A 3,331-nucleotide genomic window follows, 5' to 3' on the forward strand; every position below is an offset into this window, starting at 1 on the left:
CGGCGTGCCGTTCGCGTATTGGCAATCATGAATAATCTGCGCGGTCGGCTCATGCGCCCAGGGCACCAGGCGCACGGTGCTGGCATCGGGGATCAGCTTAATGTCTATAATCGCCGGATCGGTGAGCATATCGGTCGGGTCCTCGGGATATTCCCCTGTCACCGATTGAATAAAAATCGCCTCCGGCAGCCGCGGCGCCCCTCCTTGAAAAAATTTCTGCGCCGGCATGATCTTGCCCCGCGGAATCCCAGTGATATCAGGCACCAGACACTCAACTTCCGTTATCCGGTGCTCATCGAACCACTCTTTTAAATCAATTGTACTCATAACACCCTCAAAAAATGCTCCCCCTGCGCATCAGCGGAGGGGGAGCTGAAAAATTACTGTTTCGCGGCCGTCCAGATGGCGTTGAACAATTTCAACTTCGCGCCCGAAAGCGGCGGCAGGAAATGCAACCGCTTGAAGTCCGCCGGCGTCGGCGAGACCAGCTCCGCCTTCAGATTATCCGCCAGCATCGGCTGCGAAGCCGCATTCGGGCTGCTGTAATCGTTGAAGTTGGAAAGTGCCGCGCCCTCCTTCGCATCAAGGATGAAGTTGATAAACGCCAGCCCCAGCTTCGCATTAGGCGCATGCGCGGGGATCGCCATGGTATCAACCCAAATCTCCGTGCCCTCCTTGGGCAGGAAAAAGCCGATATCCTTGCCCGAGCCATCGGCATAGCTGGTCGCCACATCGCCGTTGAACACCATGCCCGCCGAGTTGAGCTTGGACTTCAGCTGGTCGCGCTCGGGCTCGCCATCCACGAACCCCGCGAAATTCTTGCGCGCGCGGGTTTCCTTAATCAACTTCGCCGCCGCCACCCAGGCTGCCTTCGTGTCGCAGGCAAATCCATAACCCAGATACGCGCAGGCCGCGCCGATCGTATCCTGCCCGCTCCCGCTCATCAGCGTGAACGGATAGGTCGTGTTCACCTTCGGGTCGAACAGCAGCCCCCAGCTCGGCGCCGGGTCCTTGATCTGGTCTTTCAGATACCCAACACCCGTGGTGCCCCACTGATAGGGTATCGAATATTTATCGCCCGGATCATAGGTTGGATTCTGAAATTTCGTTGCAAGGTTCTTGAAGTTCGGAATATCAGCATGGTTCAGCGGCTGGATCAGCCCCTCGGCCTTCAACCGCGCGACATAATAGCTGGAGGGCACAACCACGTCGTATTGCGAATCCGCGCCAGCCTTCAGCTTGGCTTCCATCTCCGAATTCGAATCATAGTCGGTCTCCACCACCTTGCAGCCACATTGCTGCTCAAACGCCTTCACCATCGCAGGGTCGATATAATCCGACCAGGTGAACAAATTGAGCACCGGTTGATCAGCCCGCGCCGCCTGCGGCAACATCACCGCGGCGGCAACAAAGGCGGCAGCGCAGCTGGCGCCCAATAGTTTTGCTTTCAGCATGGTCACAATCTCTCCTCTTGGTTGTTATGCAACAGCCGGAATCCGGTTGCCGCGCTCACGATGGCGGGTGACAAAATAATAAAGCAGGGCAACGCCGATCACGGTCGCAATCATCAGGCTGCCCAGCGCATTGATCTCGGGTGAGGCCCCCTTACGGGCAATCGCACTATAGATATAAATCGGCAGCGTGACACTCCCAGGACCCGCGGTAAAAAAGCTGATGGTGAAATCATCGATCGACAATGTAATCGCCAGCAGAAACCCGCCAATCAACGCCGGGCGCACAACCGGGATCGTCAGAAATAAAAATGACTTCACCGCATTGGCATATAAATCCTGCGACGCCTCGAACAGGTTCGGATCCAGCCCGGCAAGCCGCGCATACACCACCAGCGCCACATAAGGCGCCTGGAAGGTGACATGCGCAATCCCCATGGTCAGCAATCCGGCCGAGAGCAGCCCGGTATATTCATGCACGAAATTAAAAAATATCAGCTCCGATATACCAAAAACCAGACTCGGCATGATGATCGGCAGATAGATGATCAGGCTCGGCAGCGTCCCAACCCAAAACCCGCCGCCCTTGGCCGGGCGGAACCGGCTGAGCCCAAAGCCCATCAGCGTTCCCAGCATGGTGCCCAAAACCGCCGAGCCGATGGCCAGCGTCAGCGAGCGCCGCAGCGCCGCCAGCACCTGCGGGTCATTCAGCAGCAACCCATACGCCGCCAGATTCGGCCCCGGATGCCCGAGCGACGGCGCGAACGAAAAAATCGCAATCACTGAAAGCGGCGCATACAACAGCAGATAAACCGGCAGGCTGATCCCCGCCAGCACACGCTGAATCCGGCGCGGCACGGCGTTCATAGCATCGCCCCTTCACCGCCGCCCAGCCGTTGCGTGAGCCTGCGGAACACGATGAGCCCGATGCAGGTGAACACCAGCATAATCAGCGTCAGCGCCGCGCCATAAGGCCAGTCCGGCGAAAAGGTGAACTGATCGGCGATCAGCGAGCCCAGCATCATCGCCTTGTCGCCCCCCAGCAATTGCGGCACCACATAATCGCCAAATGCCGGAATCCCCACCAGAATGATGCCCGAGAGCAGCCCCGGCAGCGTCTGCGGAAACACCGTGCTGAAAAACAGCCGCGCGCCCGAGGCATATAAATCCCGCCCGGCCTCCACCAGCGTCCAGTCCAGCTTCTCCGCCGCCGCATAAAGCGGCACCACCATATACGGCAGGTAATTATAACTCAGCCCCACCAGCACTGCGAAATTCCCCGGCATCAAGCCCAGATGCGGCGGAATAATCCCCAGAACCTGCGCAACGCGCGAGACCGGCGCAAACGGGTTGAGCAGTTCCATCCAGGCGTAGGTCCGCACCACCTGGTTGGTCCAGGAGGGCACAATCGCAAACAGCAGCAGCACCGGGCGCAGGCCGGCCGGGCGCGTGACGATGAAAAACACCAGCGGATACGCCAGCAAAATCGTCACCGCGGTTGCCACCCCCGCCTGCAGCAGCGAGCGCAGCAACACCGTGAAATTCGCGCCGCTCCAGCCCAAAATCCCATAGCCCGCCACCTGCGAGAACGAATCCAGCGAGAGCGGCAGAACCGGCGAGCCAAAATCACTATTGGTGAAAAACGCGATGCCCAGCATCACCCCGCTCGGGATCAGCAGAAACAGCACAATCCAGAACAGCCCCGGCCCGGAGGTTATCCACAGCCGCCAGGCCCGGCTGCGCGCCTCACCCTGCGCCGCGGTGCCCATTCAGGCCTCCACCAGCATGATATTCTCAGGCTTCAGCTCCACCGCCACCGCCTCGCCCGGCCGCCAGCTCCGCTCCGCCGCCTGGTTGTTGGTATCCAGCGCCAGCACAAA

At 59.5% G+C, this 3,331-nt stretch carries 3 protein-coding genes and 1 pseudogene; all 4 read right to left on the reverse strand.

Annotation, left to right across the window (positions count from 1 at the left end; genetic code table 11):
* Nucleotides 1-264: pseudogene (locus HKL97_RS13155) on the reverse strand (glutamine synthetase); the annotation flags it as partial.
* 116 nt (nt 265-380) lie between these two features.
* On the reverse strand, nt 381-1,454 hold the full coding sequence (locus HKL97_RS13160) for a spermidine/putrescine ABC transporter substrate-binding protein (RefSeq protein ID WP_291426108.1): 1,074 nt from the start codon (nt 1,452-1,454) through the stop codon (nt 381-383).
* Nucleotides 1,455-1,478: 24 nt separating this feature from the next.
* Entirely contained in the window at nt 1,479-2,318 is an 840-nt protein-coding gene (locus HKL97_RS13165) for an ABC transporter permease (RefSeq protein WP_291426110.1), read from the reverse strand.
* Nucleotides 2,315-3,220 (reverse strand): ABC transporter permease, encoded by a 906-nt coding sequence (locus HKL97_RS13170; protein WP_291426112.1) that lies wholly within the window; start codon nt 3,218-3,220, stop codon nt 2,315-2,317. The genes HKL97_RS13165 and HKL97_RS13170 overlap by 4 nt, the downstream gene beginning before the upstream one ends.
* Nucleotides 3,221-3,331 lie beyond the last annotated feature (111 nt).

The sequence above is a fragment of the Acidocella sp. genome, assembly GCF_013044125.1.
GTDB lineage: Bacteria > Pseudomonadota > Alphaproteobacteria > Acetobacterales > Acetobacteraceae > Acidocella.

Excerpts from the sequence above, each read along its gene's own strand:
- HKL97_RS13170 (WP_291426112.1), bottom strand. The coding sequence starts at position 3,220 with ATGGGCACCGCGGCGCAGGGTGAGGCGCGCAGCCGGGCCTGGCGGCTG.
- HKL97_RS13165 (WP_291426110.1), bottom strand. The coding sequence starts at position 2,318 with ATGAACGCCGTGCCGCGCCGGATTCAGCGTGTGCTGGCGGGGATCAGC.
- HKL97_RS13160 (WP_291426108.1), bottom strand. The coding sequence starts at position 1,454 with ATGCTGAAAGCAAAACTATTGGGCGCCAGCTGCGCTGCCGCCTTTGTT.